Consider the following 18,012-nt stretch of genomic DNA (forward strand, 5'->3'; position numbering starts at 1 on the left):
AAATTATAAATTATGACAAGCTCTTATTCAAGCTAGATAGCTCAAGATCAGCTTTATGTGGGTTGTTAACCACAATCTTACCATCTGCAGTCAAGCTAAACAAAGCTCCTTCTTCTGCAGTTCCAAGAATTGGGTTTTCAACCATTTTCTCGTTACGGATACCAACCGCAACACCACCAATACCTTCTTTAAGAAGTTTAACGGCATGCGCACCCATACGTGACGCCAAAACACGGTCACGCGCAGTTGGAGAACCACCACGTTGAATATGTCCAAGTTCTGTCACACGAAGGTCGCTTGTATCTCCAGCTTCTTTAAGTTTTTGACCAAATTCAGCTGCTGACATCACACCTTCTGCCAAGACAATGATATTGTGTTTTTTACCACACTCGTAACCACATTTAATGCTTTCTACGATATCTTCAATCTTGAATCCTTCTTCAGGAATGATGATTTCATCAGCACCAGTTGCAATACCAGCCCAAAGAGCGATATCACCTGCGTTACGTCCCATAACTTCGATAACAAATGTACGACGGTGACTTGATGATGTATCACGAATCTTATCGATAGCGTCCATAGCAGTAGTAACCGCTGTGTCGAAACCGATTGTGAAGTCAGTACCAACGATATCGTTATCGATTGTACCAGGAAGACCGATAGCTGGGAAGCCATGTTCAGTCAAACGCATAGCACCGTGGTAAGATCCGTCACCACCAATAACAACTACACCTTCAATCCCGTGTTTTTTCAATTGCTCAATCCCTTTAAGTTGCCCTTCAAGTTGAGCGAACTCTGGGTAGCGAGCTGAGTGAAGGAAAGTACCACCACGAGAAATGATGTCACCTACTGAAGCTGCATCTAGGGGATGAATTTCACCGGCAACCATACCAGCATATCCATCATAGATACCAAACACTTCCATTCCTTCTGAAATTGCTTGACGAACAACTGCGCGGATGGCAGCGTTCATACCAGGGGCGTCTCCACCACTAGTCAAAACAGCAATACGTTTCATATTGGTTATGCTCCTTTTTCTTTTAACATTCTTACTGATTATACCACATTTACGTTGAAAATTCTTCTATTTTCCGTAATTTTAGCGATAAATCGTTTTCATAACGATTCCATTCAATTTCGCTTCTAATTCATCAGATTTAGTCACAAAATGATGGGGAGAAACAATAGTTTTCTGTTCCTCTTCATACCTGATAATGACTGGGATTGGGCCTTTATACTGGTCTAAAATTCTCGAAATTTCTTGATCCAAATCATGATTTTTCACCTGAATCCAAAAGCGCTCAGCAACTGCTTCTCTTATTTCTTGTGCAATCATTTGCAGACGACCGTCACGTGACTGAATTTTTCCTTTTATATAGTAGAAGGCTCCTTCTCTTACTTCCTGACCAACCTGTCGATATAAATCTGAAAAGAGGGTAACATCCAATTTTTTCTTACTGTCATCCACCTGTAAGAAAGCCATATTTTCACCCTTTTTGGTCCGAATCACTTTTATTTTCTGAATTTCAACCAATATAATTGAGTGACTATTTTCTGACAAATTTCCGATTGGTGTAATTGGGTAGATAGCCTTACTTGCAATAGCTTGTAGTGGATGTTTGCTAACTCCCACTCCTAGAAGCTCTTGTTCCATATAGAATTTTTCTTGTTCTGTCCAATCTTCCGATTCCTGCCAACTATATATAGTATCACCAAATAAGCTTCCTAACACTTTCGCAAATTCAAATAGATTAGCTAAATTATTGAATACTTTTTGACGATTTTTTTCAAATGAATCGAAAAGACCAACTTTTACCAAAGGTTCTAGCAAAGGAAGTTTCAAATAATTCTCAGGTAATTTAGCTATAAAATCTTCAATGTTAGAATAAGGTCTATTTTTTATAATCCAAAGCGCCAAATCATTGCTGACCCCTTTAATCGATTTCAGACCTAGATAGATGAACTTGTTGGCAATTTTATCATGATAGGGGATGGTATTGATGGACAATGGTGCTACTTCAAAGCCTGCTTCAAGTGCATCTGTTAGGTAATCACTGTTGGCAGAATTCAACATGACCTGATAAAAGATAGCTGGATAATGTGTTTTAAAATAGGCCAACTGGAAGGCCAAGGCTGAGTAAGCATAGGCGTGAGAACGGTTAAATCCATAACCTGCAAACTTCTCCATAACATCAAAGACCTGCTCTGCCTTTTCCCTAGTATGACCAGCATCTAATGAGCCTTGAATAAAGGAAGCCCTCATCTCATGCATGGCAGAAGCATCTTTTTTCCCCATAGCCCGACGTAAAATATCGGCTTTTCCGAGGCTAAATCCAGCAAAACGCTGAGCAACCTGCATAACCTGCTCCTGATAGAGCATAATGCCATAGGTTGGAGCCAAAATATCCTCCAGTACTGGATCTAGAACAGTCACTTCTTCCTGCCCATGCTTTCTTGCCACAAAATTATTGATATAGTCACTAGCACCTGGTCGATTTAGGGAAGTAGTCGCTACGACATCTTCAAAACAAACTGGTTGCACACGTTTGAGCAAGCGAATGGCACCAGGTTGCTCAAATTGAAAGATACCTTTTGTATTGCCAGAAGCAAAAAGAGCTAGCGTTTCTTTGTCTTCCAAATCAATCTCGTTGATAACTATCTTAATACCTTCTATTTCTGCAAGTAATTCTTGCATCTTCTGGACAAAGGTCAAATTCCGTAGCCCCAGAAAGTCCATCTTCAAAAGTCCACTAGCTTCGACTCCATGAGCATCATACTGAGTCAGTGGAATTTCATCGCCATGCTTTAGAGGAATGTAGTTGGTCAAGTCTTGGTCACTGATCACAACACCAGCTGCATGGACAGAGGTTTGTCTTGGATAACCCTCAATCTTACAGGCAATTTCAAAAGCTTTTTGGTATTCTAACTTACTATTGATTTGCTGACGAAACTGGAGGTTCCCTTCATAGGCTGACTTAAGATTATCACGAAAACTGATTTTCTTGGTAATTGCAGATAATTCATACTCTGGTACACCATAGCGCTTCAAGACATCTCGAAGAGCTTGTTTGGCGCCAAAGGTAGAAAAAGTAACGATTTGAGCCGCATGTTTACTGCCATATTTATTACCAACATATCTGATAAAATCTGGACGATAAATATCTGGGATATCAATATCAATATCAGGCATGGTATAGCGTTCACGATTGAGGAAACGTTCAAAAATCAGATTTTTCTCTACCGGATCAATCCCTGTAATATCTAGAGCATAGGAAACCAAGCTACCAACTGCAGAACCTCGTCCCATCCCCATATAATAGCCATTTGAACGTCCAAAACGCAACAAATCCCAAACAACCAAGAAATAATCATCAAAGCCCATATCATGAATAACAGCCAATTCTTGGTCTAGACGGTCTTGATATTCTTTACCAGTCAACCCCTTCTGAACAAGTCCCAATTCAGCACGTTCTCTCAACTCTTCTACTGCTGGTCTAGCAGGATTAAAGCGAGGCAGTTTCAGACTAGTATCCAAATCATAAGAAATACCTGAAATAAGCTTTTCTAAATTGTCCAAGGCTTGAGGAAAACATTCTTGGAATAGTTTCTCTAAAGAACTTGCTGATATAAAGACATCTTGTCGTGAGCGCAAGGGAACTTCTCTGAGGGGGAGATTTTCTTTAATCGCTGTTAAAACTTGCAGAACTTCTCTATCCCTGCTTTCAAAGGCATTGACTCGATAAAGGGGTAAAATAGGATGATGAAATTCGCTGGCCAGTGTTTCTGGATAAACTCCAATATAGTAATCACAGCCTAAATTTAGCGAATCCAGTCCATCAAAATAGGGCACAATGACCGCAATATCCTCTAGATACTGAGACAGAATTGACCAAGTTTTCTCCCCCTGCATCTTGGCTGTTGAAAGTTTCATCAACTGCTGATAACCCACACTAGATAGAGCTAAAAAACGCAGATTCACATCCTTATCATCTATAAATACATTCATTTCCAGCCCTAATAAAGGATGAATGCCATATTTTTTTGTAACCTCTAGAAAGTCGAAAGCCCCATAAAGATTGTCAATATCCATCATAGCCAGATGAGTGTAGCCATATTCTTTAGCTGCTCTCACATACTTGTCTATCGAAATGACACTCTCCATAAAACTATAGACTGTTTTTGTATCTAGTTGTGCGATCAATTTACACTTCTCCTCTATTGTTCTCACTATATTATACCATTTTCAAAAAGAGAAAGAAAAGAACCTGAGATAGCAAATCTCAAGTTCTTTCTTTATCTGATTGCAAGTCAGCATCTAATGAGAATCAAAATGATGATTATTCTTCATCTTCTCTTTTCTTACGAGCAATCAATCCAAATCCACTTAGGGCTCCTAGAAGTCCAAGCGCTGCAAGGCTAGCGTGATCTTCTGTACCTGTATTTGGAAGTTCACGTTGACCATCCATGTATTGAGGTGTAGAAGGGGCTGCTGGTTGAGCTGGAGTTGTCGGAGTTCCATTATTATTTCCGTTGTTATCTCCATTATCTGCAGGTGTTACAGGTTGTGGAGTTTCTGGTTCTGGTTTTGGCTCAGGTTTTGGTTCCGGCTTAGGCTCTGGTTTAGGAGTTGGAGCTGGAGTTGGGCCTGGGTAAGGAGTTGGATTTGGTGTAGGATCCTTAGGAATGTAGTTGATTGGTGTATCTTTCGTTGGATCACCAGGTACTTCTGGTACTTCGTATCCTTTTGTTGGATCATTTGGATCAACTGGTTTCAATGGTTGTCCTTCTGGATCTACAGGGATAAATCCTGGTACATAAGGTACTTTAGGTTTATCAGTTCCAGGTTTAGTTGGATCTTTAGGATCATTTGGATATGTGATTGGATTTGTTGGTGTTCCTGGAATATTTGGAATCCATGAACCTAACTTATCGTAAATCACTGTTTCATTGATATCCTTGATTGTATCAGGTGTTACTTTAACATCTTTAGTTGATGATTCTAGATCACCAGCTTTAGCAATGTATCCTTTCACAACTGGTACTGGGTATCCGTTGAAGATGTCATCGTTACGATCTGTTGTCCATTCTCCATATGTGATTTCACCAGTTACCAAGTTCACTTTCGCTTCACGAGTAAACTTGATAGTCTCTGTGCGAGTGTCAGAAACTTCGTTTCCATTGCGATCCACATACTTGATTGTACGTGTAGCTGATTTCTCAGTTACAAGATCTTTCACAGTATTTGGCCATACTGGGCTGTTTGGATCGTTAGGGAATACTGGTTTCCCTGGCTCTGGTTTAGATGGTGTTACTGGAGTTCCATCTGGGTTCTTCGGTAAGTTTGGATCAGTTGGATCTACTGGTTTTCCTGGTGTAACTGGGATAATTCTCTCAGCTACTGTTACCTTGAAGATTTGATCTACAGATTTATCTTTATCAAATACTCTATCTGCATCTTTAGATGGGAATTCGTTCTTAACGACTCTGTATCCAGCTTTTTCAAGTTTTTCAATCGTCTTAGTTACTTCATCAACTTTAGACTTAGTGAAGTTAGCTCCTGAATCACCTTCATCTACTACTGGAGTTGATACAACTTTACCTTTTTCATCTACGAAGTTAGTGATAGCTTTTTGCTTATCAGTCACGTAAGTGATTGGTGTATCTGTTCTTGGATCTGTTGGTACTGGAGGTACTTCATATCCTTTAGTTGGATCGTTTGGATCTACTGGTGTTAATGGAACTAGTGGGTTATCCGGACTAATTGGTTTAGTTGGATCTTTTGGTACCACCGGTGTAGTTCCTGGGATATAAGGAACGATTGGTTTATCGCTACCTGGTTTAGTTGGATCGTTTGGATCGTTTGGATACGTAACCGGAGGAACTGGTGTAGAACCTTCTGGTACTTTTGGAATCCATGAGCCAAGTTTAGTGTAAACTACTTCGATGTTTTCATCTTTAGAGTTTGCAGTTAATCCTGTTGTAGCTGCTACTTCTTTTTGTTTCGCATCTTTTAGGATATATCCGTTAACGACTGGTGATTCAACTTTATCGAATGTTGTATCTCCATCTTTAGCTGTCCAGTTACCGTAAGTGATTTCACCTGTTACTGAATTGATCTTAGCTTCACGATTGAATGTAACTTTATCAGTTACTTTCTTAGCTACTTCCTCACCTTTTTCGTTAACATACTTAATTGTACGGTTCACGTGGCGAGTTGTATCAATCTTCTTGATTAGATCTTCAGTCCATTTTGGTCCATCAGGGTTCTTAGGATCGATTGGATCACCCGGTTTTGGTTTATTTGGATCATTTGGATTTTCTGGATCTACTGGTTTGATTGGCTCAACGTGTGGTTTAACTGTTACTACAAAGCTTTGATCAACTTTTGTATCTTTATCGTAGTTCTTATCTGTAGCTGTTGTGAATCCGTCACTTACTAGGTCATATCCTAGAGCTTTCAATTCAGCAAGTTTAGCTACTGTACTGTACTCGATTGGTTCTCCAGATTTACCTTCTAGGTTATCTGTGTGAAGTACTGTTCCTGTTCCTTCTACCACATAAGTTACTTTCGCTTTTTGAGTATCTTTCTCATAAGTGATTTGCGTATCTTCTGTTGGATTTTCAGGTGTTGGTGGAACATATCCTTTACTTGGATCGTTTGGATCTACTGGTTTCAGTGGATTTCCATTTGGATCTTTTGGAGTTGTTCCTGGAACGTGAGGAATCACTGTTGTTGGTGTTCCTGGTCTAGTTGGATCTGTTGGATCGTTTGGATATTGAGGTTTCTCAACTTTTGGAACTTCGAATCCTTCTGGTACTTTTGGTACATATTTACCTAGTGGTGTGTAAACAACATTTACTACAGAATCAGCTGCATCGTGAGCTACGTTCTCTACTTTTTCAGCTGCTTTAATATCCGCAACGTATCCGTCGATAACTGGTGATGTTACTTCAGCTAATGTTTGAGGTTCAGTCCAATCAGAAGTATAAGTGATTTCACCTGTTACTTTGTTTAAATCACCTTTACGAGAGTAACGAAGTTTTTGTTCTACAGTAGCTGCAGCTTCTTGACCACGTTTAGCTTCTTCTACTTTATCAGTATTAGCGTATCTGTAGTTGATTGTACGATTTACTTCATCTAGTAATCCTAGTTGTTCGTATGTACGTTGTTTTGGATCTCCAGGTACTTTGTCTCCTGGTTTTGGAGTTGTGTTTGGATTGTTTGGATCTAGCGGTTTATCTGGATCGATTGGAGTGATTCCCTCTTTAACGATTACATAGTAAACTTGACTAATTCCATCATTACCTTTGTCATCCTTGTCATCGAATGTACGGTTAGCTTCTGCGTAGAATGCTACACGTTCTGCTGTATAAGCTGCATCAGTTGGAGCAACAACTTCATAACCTTTAGCTTCTAATTCAGCTTTAACGTTATCAATGTTTGTTGTCTTGATTGCTTTACCTGTATCTCCTGCTTCCGCAACTGATACGTGAACTGCAGTACCATCCTCTTTAATGAAGTGAACTAGAGCTACTTGAGAACCATCTTTAACATACGTAATTGTAGTGTTTTGAGTTGGATCTTCTGGCTGTTTCGGTACTTCATATCCTTTCGTTGGATCGTTAGGATCTTTCGGAGTTAATGGTTTACCGTTTGGACCTACTGGTGTTGTTCCAGGGATGTATGGTACTACTGGAGTTTCAGTAGGTGTTCCTGGTTTTGTAGGATCTTCACTGGTTGGATCTTCATATGGTTTTGGTGTTAAGTCAGCATCCGCTGGAGGTGTTACTCCTTCTGGAATTACTGGCACATATGAACCAAGTTTGCGGTAGATGATTGTTTCTTCGCTATCTTTATCAGTAGCTTTAACCTCTGTACGCTCTGTAGATTTAGCTGCTGAAGCTACATATCCTGGTTTGTTTGGAGTTGTTACAGCGTCGATTGTTGTATCATTGTCTTTAGCTGTCCATGTACCAAAGTTAGAGATTGCTCCTGTTACTGGATCTAAGTCAGCTGTACGAGTGAATGTTAATGTTTGGACATTATCAGGGATACCTGCATCTGATCCGTCAGCTAGTTTGTAGTGAACTGTGTGCGTTACTTCTTCGATTAATCCTAATTCTTTGTACGTACGACCTTTTGGATCGTTTGGTACTTTGTCTTCAGGTTTTGGAGTAACAGCTGGAGTATTTGGATCTGCTGGTTTAGAAGGATCTAATGTTACTGGTTTTGTAGTATAAACTACTGTTTCATTAATGTCTTCAGCAGTTGCTGTTACTTCTGATGCTGGTACAGTCACTTTATTTGGAGTGTAATTCTTAATTTCTGGTGAAGTTACTTCTTCAAATGTTTGAGCTGGTGACCAGTCTCCGAATGTAATCTTACCAGTTACTGGGTTAATTGTTGCTGAACGTTTGAACTCTTTCGTTTCTTCTACTGAATCAGCAGCCTTCTTACCGTCTGCATATACATAGTTGATTGTACGTTTAACTTCTTCTTTACGTCCATCTTCTAACTCTTTGATTAACTCTGGAGTCCATTTTGGTCCTGTTGGATTATTTGGATCAATTGGTTTATCTGGAGTTGGTGCTGGATCATTTGGATTTACAGTTACTGGTTTAATCGCTACAAGGACTTTGTATTCTTGGTTAGTCTTAGAGTCTGCATCAAACTTACCATTTTCTGGGTAGTTGTTTTCAACAACTGTATATCCTTTAGCTTTCAGAGCTTCGATTGTAGCTGTTACTTCTGTACCTTTCGTAAATGCTTTTCCTGTATCTCCAGTATCAACGATTGATTGAGCCACTCCACCTTTTTCAGTCTTATCCGTTTCACTGTTTACTTCAATGAAATGAACAACCGCTACTTGAGAACCATCTTTCGTATAAACAATTGTTGTATCCTCAGTTGGATTTGTTGGTGTTGGTGGGTTATAACCTTTCGTTGGATCGTTAGGATCTTTTTGAGTTAATGGTTGTCCATCTGGTCCTACTGGTGTTGTTCCTGGAACATATGGAATCGTTGTTGTTGGTGTTCCTGGTTTTGTAGGGTCATCTGGATTGTTTGGATATTGTGGATTTTCAATTGTCGGAGGAGTGAATCCTTCTGGAACAACTGGTACAAATTTACCTAAATCTTTATAGATAACTTTTTCAATAATATCTTTATCCGTTGCATTAACACCCGTTACATCTTGCTTAGATGACTCAACATCTCCTGTAGCTACGTATCCAGTTTTAACTGGTACTACAGCTTTACCTTCAAGAGTTGTATCGTTATCTTTAGCAGTCCATTCACTATAAGTAATTTCACCTGTAACTCCATTTACTGATGCTGTACGTGTGAAGCTTACTGTAGTTTCATGTTTAGGTTCTGCATCAGTTCCACGTTTAGAAGTATCTGCTACATCATCTGCATAAGTATACGTAATTGTACGTTTTACTTCTTCTGCCAGTTTAAGATCTTTATATTTTGGTCCATTTGGATTTTTTGGATCTACTGGTTTTTCAGGATCGAAGTTTGGATCTTTTGGATCAATTGTAATTTGTTTTGTTTTGTAAACTACAACTTCTTCATAATCAGCAGCATCTGCCGTCACAGTTTTCGCTGGTACGTCACTTACTGTTGGATTACTTACTAATGCTGAAGTGTATCCGTCAATTGTAGGAGTTATTACAGCTTCAAATCCATCAGTTGTCTTAGGTGTCCATGCTCCATATTCAACTTCTCCTATCACAAGGTTAACTTTAGCTGTTCTAGTAAATTCAAGCGTTTGAACTTTCTTAGCTACAACATCTGTTCCAAGTTTGCCATCTTCTACTGGAGTTGCATTTTCATATACATACTTGATTGTACGTGTTACAGATTCAGTTGTCTTCAAGTCTTTAACAGATTCTGGCCATTTTGGTCCATCTGGTTTTGTTGGATCTACTGGTTGACCTGGTTCTGGTTTCACATAACCTGGAGTTGTTGGATCAGTTGGAATATCTTTAACAATCGGTTTGAATGTTACTGTATACTCTTGGTTTGTTGATGCATCAGCGTCAAATACTTTTTCAGCATCTGTTGATGGATAATCTTTTTCACCTGCATTTACATTAGCTACTTTTTCATATCCACGAGCTAAGATCTTATTGATTGCCGCAGTAACATCCGCATCTTTCGTAAAGGCTTTACCTGTATCTCCTGTATCGACTACTGATGGTTCTAATCCTTTACCAGTTGTATCTACAAATTTCGTTACAGCTACTTGAGAACCATCTTTCGTATAAACGATTGTTGTATCCCCTGTTGGTGTTGTTGGAGCTGGTGGTAAGTATCCTTCTTCTTTATTAGCAGGGTTTTTCGGTGTCAACGGTTGTCCATCTGGTCCTACTGGTGTTGTTCCTGGAACATATGGAATCGTTGTTGTAGTTGTTGGATCACCTGGTTTAGATGGATCATCTGAGTTTGGATATTGTGGATTTTGAATTGTAGGAGGAGTGAATCCTTCTGGTACAACTGGTACATATTTACCTAGTGCTTTATACACTACTTTTTCCGTAATATCTTTATCTTCTGCTTTAACTGATGTTACATCTTTCTTAGATGAATCTACATCGCCTGTCGCTACATAACCTGCTACTTTAGGAAGTTCTGCTTTTCCTTCTAATGTAGTGTCATTATCTTTAGCTTCCCATTCTCCGTATGTGATTTCTCCTGTTACTGGGTTCACTTGAGCTACACGAGTATAGTTCACTTTTGTAGTGAATGGATCAGCTACATTCGTTCCAGCTTTATTGCCATCTTTTTCAGCTTGGTTCAATTCACTTGCTTCTGTTGAGTAAGTGTACGAAATTGTACGTGTTACTTCTTCAGTATTTTTCAATTTCGCAAGTAATTCGTCAGTCCATTTTGGTCCATTTGGATCATTTGGATTAATTGGCTCATCTTTCTTAGGTTCTTTATAACCTGGAGCTTTGGGATCAACAGTGATTAGTTTAGTTTTGTATACTACTACTTCTTCGAAGTCTTTATCTGTAGCCGCAACAGTTTTCTCTGGTACATCAGCTGTTGTTGGAGTTACACCTGCAACTGCCGCTGTGTATTTCTCTAATACTGGAGATGTTACTGCTTCGAATTTTTGGTTCGCTGACCAATCTCCGTATGTGATTTCTCCTGTCGCAACATTAATCTTACCAGGACGAGTAAATTTAAGTGTTTTAACTTTCTTGTCAGCTACACTTGTTAGATTAGATTCTGCTACTGGAGTACCGTCTTCGTATACATACTTAATTGTACGTGTTACTTCTTCTTGTACTTTTACAGCGTTGATTAATGCTTCAGTCCATTTTGGTCCATCTGGATTACTTGGATCGAGTGGTGTTACACCTGGAGTTGGTTTTGGATTATCGTTACTTGCTGGTTTTGTTGGATCAAATGATGGAATATCTACTACTTTAGCTTTGAATTTCACCACATATTCTTGATCAACTGCAGCATCTTTATCGAATTTGTCTGTTGATACAAATCCGTTATTTACAAGTTCGTAACCTTTCTTAGCAAGCTCAGCAATCTTATCAGTTACTGAAGTTGCTGTTGTTGCTGGGTAAGCTGCTTCTGATTTACCTGTCACAACAACTGGATCTGCAAGACCAGGAGTAATGACTTTATTTGTATTAGTAGGATCTACTTCTACAAACTTAACTACAGCTTTTTGAGCAACTGGAGTATAAAGTACTGTAATCTTGTAATCATCTGCTTCTGCATCAATTGCTGCAGTTGCTTCTACAGTAGCGTTATCTGGAACATAACCAGTTACTTCTGGAGAGTTAACAAGGTTAAATTTATCATCTTTTACTTTTTCTGCATCAGATAATTTAATTGCATCGTTAGATGTTCCACCTACTGGAGTCCATGGTCCAAATGTAACGATTGATTTTTGAGTATCTGTTGCATCTGCTGCGATTGCTTTGTTTGTGATGTGGTCGTAGTAAACTGTACGAGCTTTGTATTCTTCAGGAGAATCATATCCACTCTTATCTAATACCGCTTTGTAAGTTGCGTATTCTGTTGGATATACTTTCGCAGCTAATGTGTAATCGATTGTACGGTCACGTTCATAGTGAAGTGTTTCAGTCACTGTTGGTGCTGCTGTTGTTCCACGTTTATCTGCTGGTACATCATCCGTACTTGCATATTTGTACTCGATTGTACGTGTTACTTCTTGAGTGTCTTTAATTTTACGAGTAACTTTCTTGTGACGTAGGTAGACATTGAATGCTTGATCTACTTCTTTATCATCATCGAACTTACGTCCACCCTCAATAGCTGTACCTTGAGTATTGTTTGTATAATCATCGGTTACTAATTCATAACCTTGGTCTTCATATTTCTTGATTGTTTTAGCTGTTAAATAAGGAATCTTAGTATGAGATTTACCTTCAAGTGTTGTAACACCATAAGTTGTTTTCGCATCTGGATTTGTTGCAGGTGCTGTATTAGCGTTTTGTACTTCAAGAATACGTGCGTCACCTGTAGCATCTAAGTCAATGTATGTTACTTTAGCTTTTTGTTTATCAGCTTTATAAACAACATACATATCAAAGTTATCTGTATCATCAGAAGTTACTTCTGATACCAATGGTTCATATGCTCCAACATCTTTCGTATTATCTTCTACTGGAGTATAGATTCCGACAGGTTGTTTATTGTTATGAATATGGCCCATCTTACCATCTGCACGAGGAGTGAAGTCTGCTGTTACTACTTCTGCAGTATATCCTTTAACAGTTGGTGAGATAATTTCTTTAAATTTAGAATTATCCGCACTTGAAGATGTCCATTTACCAATGATAATTGTTCCTTGATTGAACTTAGTTCCTTTTGGAATTGTTTGTCCAACTTTATAAGTTGTTCCTGCTGCATCCGTTACTTGGTTTGTTGTAATGATTTCTTTATCTGTTTCACCAGCCTCAGTAAAGATTTGATAATCACGAGTATAGTCAATTGTTTGTGTACGAGTAACTGGTGTGTTATCGATTGCTACAATTGGATTATTATCTTTATAAGAATCTTGGCTTGTTGGATTATCGTTATCATTTTCATATACATAATGAATTGTACGAGTAATTGATGCTTTCGACTGTGGTTTAACAATTGGAGTATATTTGGCCTTACCATAGTCAGTTCCATAGCGACTTGTTACAGGGTCTCCTGCTACTTTATTGTTATAGTCAATATCCGGTTGTTGTTTTGTTACACCTGTACCTGTTCCTACGAACTTAGGATCTGGTGTGAATGTAATTTCACCAGTATCTTGATTTAATGTATAAGTACCTTCATTTTCAATTACGATTTCTGTATCTGTTACTTTAGTGTAACGACGAGGCACACTTGTTACCGCTCCAGTCACTGGATCAATATGAACTGCATTTGGAAGAGTAACATTCATTAAGTCTTCGTAAGTAGTTTTTTCACGTGTTCCTGCTGGAATCGTATCTACAGAGTTTTTAGAATAAGTTTTACCATTTGCGGCAACAAATTCTGTAGTAGAACCACCAACTAATTGATCTACTGTTGTATCGTTCGCAAGAGTAATATCAGGATTTCTTCTGACACGGTTACCTGGTACATTTTCACCTGTTTTATAAGTGATTTCCCAGAATGAACGTTGAGCTTCTCCTCTAATATTAAGAGGAGTTACTAAAACATCCCCAATTTTTAGTTTTTGTCCAGTTGGAACAACTACCTGAGCGCCATCTCTGATTACTGTTGTTGGCTCTACCGTTGTCGGCTCCTTACTCATTACTTTAGCACCTGCTGGAACTGTACCACCTCCGTAGTTAACATTATGAAGTGTTACATTTCCTGTACCTGTAATTGTATATGTTTTATCATTTTCAAACACTGGAGTCCCTGCTGGAAGAGTTTTAGGAGCGAATGTAGCTTGCGTTCCATCATCTAAGGTTATTGTTGTTGGCTCTGTTACCTTAGTATTTTCTCTATAGAATTTACCAGGAATCTCTTTCTTAGTTGCAAATGTTGGTTTTTTAGTTTTATCTAGTATTACATAATCAGACGTATATCTAACATCTTCAACTTTGTCATTTGATACAGTTTCGACAGTACCATAAACTGGAATTGTTGGATTAGATTTTTGAACAGCACCTTGAACATCCTCAGTAGTAGTATCTTCTCCTACAGGTCGCACATCGATAACTGTTGGAATGTATACGGCATCCATAGTACGATTGCCATTATATTCCTTATTCACATTTTCTGTTAATTTATCCTTATCCGCTAGTCGATCTGATGCTAATGCTTCTTTAAGAGTTGCATCTGTTAAGTCCCAACCAGTCGAATTACGATTTTGGTCCCAACCACGAATAACAGCCCCACGTGCAGTACCTACATAACCTGGCTCTGGATGGAAATCAACTGTTGTTCTATAATTACCGGTAGCATCTTTAATATTTTGGCCATTCTGACCATTTTTATTTAAAGTATATTCCCCTACTTTGTTTCCAGCTGTGTCATACTCTGTATATTGAGATAAGTAGTACTCAGTTTTACCTGTTGCAGGGTTAACTACTTTAACCGCTGTTCCTAGAGTATTACCTCTTTTATCTTTTACTACTACTTCTGCTCCTTTATAAACAGTTGTTCCTTCTGGATCGGTAACATTGACAGTTGTATTAGCTGTTGGTTCTTCACTAGCAACTATTGAATCTGTTAATACAAACTTTGGAGCTACAGTAGGTTCCATTTGGTTCCATGCTGAATATTTAGATGACTCTGTTTTACCTGTTGCAGTAAATAACTCAGTAGTTCGGATATCTAATTTTTGATCTCTTCCTTGGAAGTCTTTAGATTCATTTCTTGTTCCACGAGGTGGATGAACTACGTGTGTTTGGAAGTCTTCTACTTCCCCAGAAGATGCAACACCAGTTGGTAAATCAACATCCTCTTTATCTAGCGCAATACGTAAACGTACACCCAAACTATCCACAGATGTATCTAATAATTGAGGTGTATTTTTCCATTTCAAAGTGTAAGTTCCTTCTTTTGAAACCTCTACTAATTCAGAAGCTTCATAAAGGTCAAATTTACCATTATTATTAAAATCAACCCATCCACGAACATAAGCTTTCTCATTGTTTGTTCCTGGATTTGCACGAATACCCTTCAATTCATATTCGTTTGCAGCCCCTTGTCGTAATGAATAATTCGTCGCTACAGCCGGATCTAGTATTTGACCTTCTCCTTCATCGGCTAATACACCGACACCAATAACGCCTTCAGCTTTATTGAAGATACCCTTGATTGGTAAATGTGAAGTAGGATCCGAAATAGTTAAAATATCATCTTGTCGAAGAGCCACGGTTGTTCCGTCTGTTTTACGGATAACAGTATTACCATTCTTTTGAACTTCGTAAATACCTGTGTCGCCTTTTTCATTTGTAACAGTAGAAGTTCCACTCTTAAGTTCAACCTTTTCGTATTTATCTGTATTAACTAAATCGTCTAATACCCAAGCACCACTTGGTTCTTTTTCAGTAGAACGGAAGTCAGGGTCACCTTTTTGTGAACCAAGATATGGTTGGGTAGCTACTGTGCTACTTCCATCAGAGTTTGTTCTCACAAGATTCCCAATGAAGTGTTGAGCTGAACCATATGAAGCTGGAGCATCTCCACCATCATATATGACGAATCCTATCGTACCAGCCTGAGAACCTTGAGTATTCATATAAATAGATAAATTAGAAACATTTTGACTTAATCCTACTGGTAAATCATTCCCACTATTAATAGTAGTAAATGCAGGACCAAATAATTTTGTTCCATACATAGAAACATTTCCGTTTTTATCAGTACTTAACCATTCGGTTCTCTTATATCCAGGTTTTTCAAATGAATTACCATTCAAGCCTAATTTAGCCGAATCAATCGGAACAACACCATTTCCACCTTTAGGATTTTTATTTAAGGCTAAAAATTGTTCCCAATTCGTTCCATCAGTCTCAAATTGAAGAACTTCAATTTCTCCGGCTTCCTCAGCATCTACCGCAATTGCATTTACTGCAACAGGACGGCTATTGTATGTAGCCGAAAGTGAGAAATTCACCCCTACATTAGCACTATCATATGCTGCCGTGAAAGCAGTCATCTGAGGAGTTCCATCTTCATTATCAGTAGATAGACCCACGTGCTTCATATGAGAATAAGTTTTATCTTGATAAGCCAAAACGACATCAACGGGATCACCAGCTCTTCTTCCAGTAGATGTTTGATCCTTATTCATCACGTTATAAGCTTTACCATTTGAATCTTTGAATGGATTTGTTGCTACATTTTTAGGTGCTAATGATGTTACAGTAGCTGTTAATTCATATCCTTCTACAGAGGTCTTAACTGTAAACTTCATACCTTCTTGAAGAGCTTCGAAAAACTCTCCTTTAGAACTTGCATCACGGCCATTCATATTCTGTGCTCGTCCATCATTATAGAAGTGTTTTGAATAACGAGCTGGACCATTCGCTAACCATTCATCATCTAAAGTTGTTCCTTTACGACCATCAGGATATGTTACTTCTCGATAGTATGTAAACACCCCTGTTTGAGCAACTCCATAACGGTCTTTAACTACTTTAGTAACTGGCGAAGATAAGTGTTTAACTTCTCCTACTTTAGTTCCATCTGTATATGTGATTTTAGATGAACCAAAGTCAAACCAGTTAATAGATTTCTTCAATTGTTCGGTATTACGATTAGCTGTATACCCTTTAATTACTTCTGATGTTGGAAATGTAAATTCTTGACCATTTGCCAAAGTAACAGTTGTTTCTCCAATTAAATTACCTTTAGGATTAACATTAACTTTTATTTTATCAGCATCTGTCAAATCAGGATTGGCTATACGGAATTGACGAATAATTTCCGCTATTTCTTCTTCAGTAACATTTTGGTAGTTTGCTACTGGTGTAATTTGCGCAGGTTTAACAACTAATTTGTTATTATTTGTAGCAACATCATCTAACACTGCTTCAACTTTACCTACGTGTCCAGCACGTTTCATCTCAGCATAAACTGCTTCGATAGCTGATGAGATACGTTGAAGTTGGGCATCCAATTCTTCCTTAGTGATCTCGCCTGCGGCAAGAGCTTTCTTAGATGCTTCGATTTGGACTTTAGCTGAAGCTACTGCAGCTGCAATAGCTTCTTTTCCTGCTTTATCTTCTGCTTTTTTATTTGCATAGTTTGCGGCAGTTGTATTCAGCACTTCTGCTTCAGATGTCAACTGTTCAAGGACAGTTTTAGTAGCAGTAATTGGGTTTTCTGCTTTCTTTTCGTCCTTTTTATCAGCTTTTTCATCAACTGCTTTATCAGCTTTTTTGTCTGTTGCAGGAGTTAGAGTTGCTTTTTCTTTATCAGCAGCTTCTGCTTTTTCAGTTGCAGTAGCTTCAGATGCTTTTTCATCTTGCTTAGATGCTTCAGCAGCTAATTTTGCAACTTCTTCATCACTTAAGGCTGGCTTTTCTACTACAGTCGCTTCTGTAGTGGTAGAAAGAGCTGGTGTCGTCACATTTGCGACATTCTCACTTGCCTTATCATCTTTTGGGGCAGATGCAACAGCTTCTGTTTTATTTTCAGTAGCTGCTTCTTCTGCCTTGGCAGTCGTTTGGGCAGCACCCAAAATCAAGGCTGTCCCCAACAGCACACTCGCAGCACCAAAATGGTACTTACGAATAGAGAAACGTTGGCTCAGGCCATACCAATCAAAAGATTTATTTTTTTGTCTTTTTGATTTATACATAATGTTTACTTTCCTTTTTTAATTATGTAACCAGAAATTACAATTACATAGTATATATTATATCAAAGAGTGACCATCAAATCAATAAATTTAACAATTTCTTAAACTGTTTTATACAAGTATTTTTTCTTGTTTTTTAAAATTCAATATGTTAAAATATGTGTATTGGTACATGTTTTTCTATAGAAAATTTTACCTTGGTTTTTGGCTTTTTTTT

3 protein-coding genes are annotated in these 18,012 nt (G+C 38.3%); all 3 read right to left on the bottom strand.

Annotation, left to right across the window (positions count from 1 at the left end; all coding sequences use genetic code 11):
- Positions 1-10: 10 nt before the first annotated feature.
- Positions 11-1,018, bottom strand: a complete 1,008-nt coding sequence (pfkA, locus tag ABKJ27_RS05170) for a 6-phosphofructokinase (RefSeq protein WP_000820863.1) — start codon at positions 1,016-1,018, stop codon at positions 11-13.
- Between the two features lie 81 nt (positions 1,019-1,099).
- Positions 1,100-4,201: a DNA polymerase III subunit alpha gene (locus tag ABKJ27_RS05175; RefSeq protein WP_410011459.1), complete on the bottom strand. Its 3,102-nt coding sequence runs from the start codon at positions 4,199-4,201 to the stop codon at positions 1,100-1,102.
- 136 nt (positions 4,202-4,337) lie between these two features.
- Positions 4,338-17,795 (bottom strand): mucin-binding protein, encoded by a 13,458-nt coding sequence (locus ABKJ27_RS05180; protein ID WP_410011460.1) that lies wholly within the window; start codon positions 17,793-17,795, stop codon positions 4,338-4,340.
- Positions 17,796-18,012 lie beyond the last annotated feature (217 nt).

Origin of the sequence: Streptococcus sp. KHUD_011 (assembly GCF_046352925.1) — a bacterium.
Taxonomy (GTDB): Bacteria; Bacillota; Bacilli; order Lactobacillales; family Streptococcaceae; genus Streptococcus.

Excerpts from the sequence above, each read along its gene's own strand:
- ABKJ27_RS05180 (WP_410011460.1), bottom strand. The coding sequence starts at position 17,795 with ATGTATAAATCAAAAAGACAAAAAAATAAATCTTTTGATTGGTATGGC.
- pfkA (WP_000820863.1), bottom strand. The coding sequence starts at position 1,018 with ATGAAACGTATTGCTGTTTTGACTAGTGGTGGAGACGCCCCTGGTATG.